This is a genomic window from Micromonospora sp. 15K316 (genome assembly GCF_004348525.1).
GTDB lineage: Bacteria > Actinomycetota > Actinomycetes > Mycobacteriales > Micromonosporaceae > Micromonospora.
In genome coordinates this window covers 1-6,118 of record NZ_SMKG01000295.1, presented here as the reverse complement: position 1 = coordinate 6,118, position 6,118 = coordinate 1, and the positions used below count along the sequence as shown (strand labels likewise).

At 72.6% G+C, this 6,118-nt stretch carries 7 protein-coding genes; 5 read left to right on the top strand and 2 right to left on the bottom strand.

The genetic code is table 11. From position 1 onward, the window contains the following. Positions 1-151: 151 nt before the first annotated feature. From E1211_RS29900 to E1211_RS29885, 4 genes are all read left to right on the top strand, one after another. Entirely contained in the window at positions 152-517 is a 366-nt protein-coding gene (locus tag E1211_RS29900) for a YciI family protein (RefSeq protein WP_132353221.1), read from the top strand. A 310-nt stretch (positions 518-827) separates the two neighbouring features. After that, positions 828-2,276, top strand: a complete 1,449-nt coding sequence (gene pyk / locus E1211_RS29895) for a pyruvate kinase (protein WP_132353219.1) — start codon at positions 828-830, stop codon at positions 2,274-2,276. Next, positions 2,273-3,157, top strand: coding sequence for an acyl-CoA thioesterase II (locus tag E1211_RS29890; protein ID WP_132353217.1), 885 nt, complete (start codon positions 2,273-2,275; stop codon positions 3,155-3,157). The genes pyk and E1211_RS29890 overlap by 4 nt, the downstream gene beginning before the upstream one ends. A 105-nt stretch (positions 3,158-3,262) precedes the next feature. Beyond that, on the top strand, positions 3,263-3,727 hold the full coding sequence (locus E1211_RS29885) for an Rrf2 family transcriptional regulator (protein ID WP_132353215.1): 465 nt from the start codon (positions 3,263-3,265) through the stop codon (positions 3,725-3,727). A 285-nt stretch (positions 3,728-4,012) separates the two neighbouring features. On the opposite strand, the gene E1211_RS29880 is transcribed toward E1211_RS29885, so the two are convergent. Then, positions 4,013-5,023, bottom strand: a complete 1,011-nt coding sequence (locus E1211_RS29880) for an LLM class flavin-dependent oxidoreductase (protein ID WP_243709766.1) — start codon at positions 5,021-5,023, stop codon at positions 4,013-4,015. Between the two features lie 46 nt (positions 5,024-5,069). Beyond that, positions 5,070-5,549 (bottom strand): Lrp/AsnC family transcriptional regulator, encoded by a 480-nt coding sequence (locus E1211_RS29875; RefSeq protein ID WP_132353211.1) that lies wholly within the window; start codon positions 5,547-5,549, stop codon positions 5,070-5,072. Between the two features lie 83 nt (positions 5,550-5,632). Between E1211_RS29875 and E1211_RS29870 the strand changes: the two genes are divergently transcribed. Continuing rightward, the coding region (locus E1211_RS29870) for a PLP-dependent transferase (RefSeq protein ID WP_132353223.1) at positions 5,633-6,118 on the top strand (486 nt) is incomplete at its 3' end.

The window sequence follows — 6,118 nt, the reverse complement described above, 5'->3', positions numbered from 1 at the left end:
GGCGGGAACGGCTCCGGCGCAACGGGGCGGCCCGGCCGGATTGGCCGAGCGGCGACCACGCCGTCACGGCCCGTGCGACGCTGAGCCCGTGCCGGTGGCGCCGGCCCGCGTCGGGTTCGGGCCGGCGGCGCCACGGCGGGAGGGGGCTGCAATGGCGGGAGTGCCGCAGGTCGACTTCGCGCTCGACACGTACGAGTGCATCGTGCTCTACCCGGGGCGGGCCGGCCGGGCGCTGTCGACCCAGACCATCCAGCGGCTGCAGGCCGAGCACGCCGAACACATGGACGCGCTGCACAAGCGCGGGATCGTCCTGGTCTCCGGCTCGGTGGACGGGCGGGCGCACAACCCGGACCCGCCGATCGGGTTCGGGCTGGCCCGTACCGGCTCGGTGGAAGACGTGCGCAGCGTGATGGAGGCCGACCCCGCGGTGCAGGCCGGGCTCTACCGGGTGGACGTGATGACCTTCCTCTGCCCGGCCGGCTCGCTGGAGTTCCCGCTGGCCAAGACCGAGAGCTGAGGGCGGCCGGCCGACACCGGGTCACCGGGGGGCGGGACCCGCCCGTCGCGGTACCCGTTCGGTCGTGCCGGTCCGGCGCCGGATGACCCGGTGCCGGGACGCGACCCACCTCGGGGCCGGGAGGACCCGGTGGCCGGCCCGGACGGGAGGCGTACGATTCCCGGCGCGCGGTCGCCGTTGCCCGCCAGCCACAACGTCCCGGATGCGGTTCCACCCTGTGTTCCCCGCGTGTTCGCGCGACGGTGGAGAATTGTTCCGCAGCCCGCGAGGGGGTCGGTCAGCAGACCGACCCGGAGGAGAGACTAGCCTGATGGGCGTGACACGCCGCGCGAAGATCGTCTGCACTCTCGGCCCCGCCACCTCGTCCCCGGAGCGCATCCGGGGGCTCGTAGAGGCCGGGATGAACGTGGCGAGACTCAACTTCAGTCACGGCAGCCACGCCGACCACGAGGCCGTCTACCGGCTGGTCCGGGAGGCGGCCGAGGCGGCAGGTCACCCGGTGGCCGTCCTCGCCGACCTCCAGGGCCCCAAGATCCGCCTGGGCAAGTTCGCCGACGGCCCCCACGAGTGGCGCACCGGCGACTCCGTCGTGATCACCAGCGACGACATCCTCGGCACGAAGGATCGCGTCTCCTGCACCTACAAGAAGCTGCCGCAGGAGGTGAAGCCCGGCGACCGGCTGCTGATCGATGACGGCCGCGTCGCCGTCGAGGTCACCGACGTGCAGGGCAACGACATCCGCTGCCTGGTCACCGAGGGCGGCCCGGTCTCCAACAACAAGGGCGTGTCGCTGCCCAACGTGGCGGTCAGCGTTCCGGCGCTGTCGGAGAAGGACGAGGAGGATCTGCGCTTCGCTCTCGGCCTCGGGGTCGACATGATCGCACTGTCGTTCGTCCGCTCGCCCGACGACATCAAGCGCGTGCACGCGATCATGGGCGAGGTCGGGGTGCAGCGGCCCGTGCTGGCCAAGGTCGAGAAGCCGGAGGCGGTGGACCACCTGGAGGCCATCGTGCTGGCCTTCGACGGCGTCATGGTCGCCCGCGGCGACCTCGGCGTGGAGATGCCGCTGGACGAGGTCCCGCTGGTGCAGAAGCGCGCCGTGCAGCTCTGCCGGGAGAACGCCAAGCCGGTCATCGTGGCGACCCAGATGCTCGACTCCATGATCGAGAATTCCCGCCCGACCCGCGCCGAGGCCTCGGACGTGGCCAACGCGGTGCTCGACGGCGCGGACGCGGTGATGCTCTCCGGTGAGACCAGCGTCGGCAAGTATCCGGTGCTCACCGTCAGCACCATGGCCCGGATCGTGACGACGACGGAGTGCGGCTCGTTCGCCGTGCCGCGGCTGCAGCACGATCCGCGTACCCACGGCGGCGCCCTCACCATCGCCGCCTCCTCCATCGCGCGGGCCATCGGCGCCAAGGCGCTGGTCGCCTTCTCCCAGACCGGTGACACGGTGCGGCGGCTCAGCCGGCTGCACTGCGACCTGCCGCTGCTGGCCTTCACCCCCGTGCCGGAGGTGCGCAACCAGCTCGCCCTCGCCTGGGGCGTCGAGACGTTCCTCATGCCCTTCGTCGAGCACACCGACGACATGTTCCGCCAGGTCGACGAGGCGCTGCTCGGCCTCAACCGGGCCAACCCCGGCGACTACGTGGTGATCGTGGCGGGCAGCCCGCCCGGCACCCCCGGCTCGACCAACACGCTGCGCGTGCACCAGCTCGGATCGTTGGTCGACGCGGCCTCGGCGCGGGCCTTGCAGTGACCGGCCCGAAGGTCGTGGTCGGCCAGGCCGCGGTCGACCAGCTGCTCGAGGTGCTCGACCTCGCGCAGACCGCCACCATGACCTTCCGGGGGATGAGCCCGCCCGTCGGGCCGCAGCGGGTGTACGGCGGGCAGGTCGCCGGCCAGGCGCTGGTGGCCGCCGGCCGTACGGTGGACCAGGAACGGTTCGTGCACTCGCTGCACGGCTACTTCGTCCGTCCCGGCGACCCGGTGGAGCCGATCGAGTACCAGGTGGAGAACGTCCGGGACGGGCGCTCCTTCTCGGTACGCCGCTCGGTGGCCCTCCAGCACGACAAGCCGATCTTCTTCATGTCGGCCTCGTTCCAGCGGGCGGAGGAGGGGCTGGACCACCAGGCCCCGGCGCCGCTCGACGTGCCGGGGCCGGACGAGGTGCCGACGATGCCCGACCGGCTCGCCCGCTACCCCGAACGGCTCGGCATCTGGTCCCAGATCCCGCGCCCGATCGACGTCCGCTACGTCGGCGAGCCCGGCTGGGTACGCCCCGGAGACCGGCCCGCCAACCCCCACCAGCGGGTGTGGATGCGCATCGACGGCAAGCTGCCGGACGACCCGCTGCTGCACGCCTGCGCGCTGACGTACGCCTCCGACCTGACCCTGCTCGACTCGGTGCTCTCGGTGCACGGCGAGGTGTGGGGTCCGGGCGGGGTCGTCGGGGCGAGCCTCGACCACGCGCTCTGGTTCCACCGGCCGTTCCGCGCCGACGAGTGGTTCCTCTACGACTGCTGGAGCCCGTCGGCGTCGGGTGCCCGGGGTTTGGCCACGGGGCGGATGTTCACCACGGACGGTCGCCAGATCGCCAGCGCCGTGCAGGAGGGGCTGCTGCGCCGCGTCGGGGCGTGACCGCGGGGTGCCGCCCGGCGCGGTCCGGGCGGGGCGACTGTGACGTGCCCGATCGGCCGAGGGGCGGCGGGCCGAGCGGCTGACCAGCCCGATAACCTTTGCGGCATGCGTCTCTCCGCTCGGGTCGACTACGCCCTCCGCGCGACCGCCGAGCTCGCGGCGACGGCCACCGGGCCGGGGCGGGGTCGGCCGGTGACCGCCGACCAGATCGCCCGGGCCCAGGAGATCCCGCCGAAGTTCCTGGAGAGCATCCTGCTGCAGCTGCGCCGGGGCGGCATCGTCCAGGCCCAGCGTGGTCCCGAGGGCGGCTACTGGCTGGCCCGCCCGGCGGACGAGATCTCGTTGGCCGAGGTGATTCGGGTGATCGACGGTCCGCTCGCGCACGTGCGGGGGCAGCGCCCGGAGCAGCTCGGCTACCACGGCGCGGCCCGCTCGTTGCAGGAGGTCTGGATCGCGTTGCGGGCCAGCGAGCGGGAGATCCTGGAACTGGTGACGGTGGCCGACGTGGCCGGCGGGACGCTGCCGTCGCGGGTCACCGAGCTGGCCGCCGATCCCCGCGCCTGGACCTGATCCCCGCGCCTACGTCAGCCGCCGGCCGCCAGTGGTCAATCGCGCCGCGGCCATCGCGCCCAACCCAGCGGAGAAATGATCGTTGCCCGAGCGCCGGCCGACCGGCGGGCGAGATGGCGTCGCGGCAGGCACCGGACCGCAGCCGCGGAATCCGCACAGCTACGGCCCGGTGCGCCACACCGCGGCATTCCCGACCCGTCCCGACCGGGAATGCCGTACCACCACCGGATATGAAACTAGGCCCCGTCCGGGTCGCGGGGGTGACACCAGCGTGAAGATCGTGTTTCAGGCATTCCTCCGCAGATCGCCGACGACCTCCTCGGCGACCAACTGGAACGAGCGCACCCGGTCCTCGACGTCGTACACCATCGTGGTGAGCATCAGCTCGTCCGCGCCGGTCCGCTCCAGCAGCTCGGTCAGCTGACGGCGTACCGTCTCCGGCGAACCGACCGCCTGGCCCTCCAGGCGCTGCGCCACGAACTCCCGCTCGACGTCGGTGTACGGGTACGCCGCCGCCTCCTCCGGCGTCGCCAACGGCTGCGGCCGACCGGAACGCAGCCGGAGGAAGGAGAGCCCGGCGGGCCCGGCCAGCCAGTGCGCGCGCTCGTCCGTCTCCGCGCAGACCACGTTTACCGCCACCATGGCGTACGGCTTGTCCAGGAAACGCGACGGCCGGAAGTGCTGCCGGTACAGCATCAGCGCCGGCAGGGTGTTCTGCGCGCTGAAGTGGTGCGCGAAGGAGAACGGCAGTCCGAGCAGCCCGGCCAGCTGGGCGCTGAAACCGCTCGAACCGAGCAGCCACACCGCCGGCTGCTCGCCCAGGCCGGGAGTGGCGGTGATCGGGCCCGGCTGCTCGCCGCTGAAGTAGTTCATCAGGTCGGCCAGCTCACGGGGGAACCCCTCGGCCGAGAGCCCCTCCATGGTCCGGCGCAGCGCCAACGCGGTCACCTGGTCCGTGCCCGGGGCGCGGCCGATGCCCAGGTCGATCCGGCCCGGATGCAGCGCCTCCAAGGTGCCGAACTGCTCCGCCACCACCAGCGGCGCGTGGTTGGGCAGCATCACCCCGCCCGAGCCGAGCCGGATCGTCGAGGTCGCCGCCGCCAGGTGCGCGATGAGCACCGGCGGGGCGGAACTCGCGATCGCCGGCATGTTGTGGTGCTCGGCCACCCAGAACCGGTGGTACCCCAGCTCCTCGGTGCGCCGGGCCAACTCGGTCGTGTGTCGCAGGGCCTCACCGGCGGTGGCGCCGGTGGCGACCGGCGCAAGGTCAAGAACAGAGAGCGGTACGTCGATCACACGCTTCGCCAACCCACGTCGCGCCGGATTTGTTCCCCGACGCGACTCAACCCACACCCCGCGCCTGCTCGAAGATCAAACTCGTCTGCGTGTGCTGCACCGCCGGGTCCACGGCCAGATGATCCAGCACGAAGTCCCGCAGCGCGTCCGCGGACGCCGCCCGCACGTGCAGCACGTAGTCCTCCGCACCGGCCACGTGGAACACCGACACCACCCCCGGCAACCGCACCGACCGCGCCCGGAACGCGTCCACCACCGGGCGCTCGTGCGCGCTCAACCGCACGGACACCAGCGCCTGCAACGGCAACCCCAGCGCCGCCGGGTCGATCTCGGCGTGGAAACCGCGGATCGCCCCGCTCTCCCGCAGCGCCCGGGTACGCGCCAAGCAGGTCGACGGCGCCACCCCGACCCGCTCGGCCAGCGCGTTGTTCGGCAGCCGCCCGTCGGCGGCCAACTCGGTGAGGATCGCGCGATCGGTGTCGTCGAGGGTGGGAGACGGCCGCAGATCGTTCGGTGCAGGGGTCATCCGACCATGCTGCACCGAACACCACACATATTGAAACCCTATCTACGAAATCATCTTCGGGACTCTTGCGTCGGATCAGCCTGATATTCGACGCTTCCCCCGTGACGACCGTGGACACCCGGGCCGTGCACGCCGGCCGCGACGACCTGACCGCACTCGGCGTCCACGTGCCGCCCATCGACCTCTCCACCACCAACCCGCTGCCGTCGATCGCCGCCGGCGGCGACGCCTACGAGCACCTCGCCACCGGCGGGCCGCTCACCCCCGGCGACACCCCCGTCTACCAGCGGCTCTGGAACCCGACCGTGGCCCGGTTCGAGACCGCCCTCGCCGAGCTCGAAGGCACCGCCGCGTCCGTCGCCTTCGCCAGCGGCATGGCGGCGCTCAGCGCGACCCTGCTCGCCGCCACCCGCGACGGCCGCCGGCACGTCGTCGCCGTCCGCCCCCTCTACGGCGGAACCGACCACGTGCTCGCCACCGGGCTGCTCGGCACCACCGTCACCTGGGCCCGCCCCGACGAGGTCGCCGCCGCCGTACGCCCCGACACCGCGCTCGTCATCGTCGAGACC

What these genes read in the sequence shown, in the direction of transcription:
- E1211_RS29885 (WP_132353215.1), top strand. Translation starts at nt 3,263, where the DNA reads ATGCGTCTCTCCGCTCGGGTCGACTACGCCCTCCGCGCGACCGCCGAG.
- pyk (WP_132353219.1), top strand. Translation starts at nt 828, where the DNA reads ATGGGCGTGACACGCCGCGCGAAGATCGTCTGCACTCTCGGCCCCGCC.
- E1211_RS29900 (WP_132353221.1), top strand. Translation starts at nt 152, where the DNA reads ATGGCGGGAGTGCCGCAGGTCGACTTCGCGCTCGACACGTACGAGTGC.
- E1211_RS29875 (WP_132353211.1), bottom strand. Translation starts at nt 5,549, where the DNA reads ATGACCCCTGCACCGAACGATCTGCGGCCGTCTCCCACCCTCGACGAC.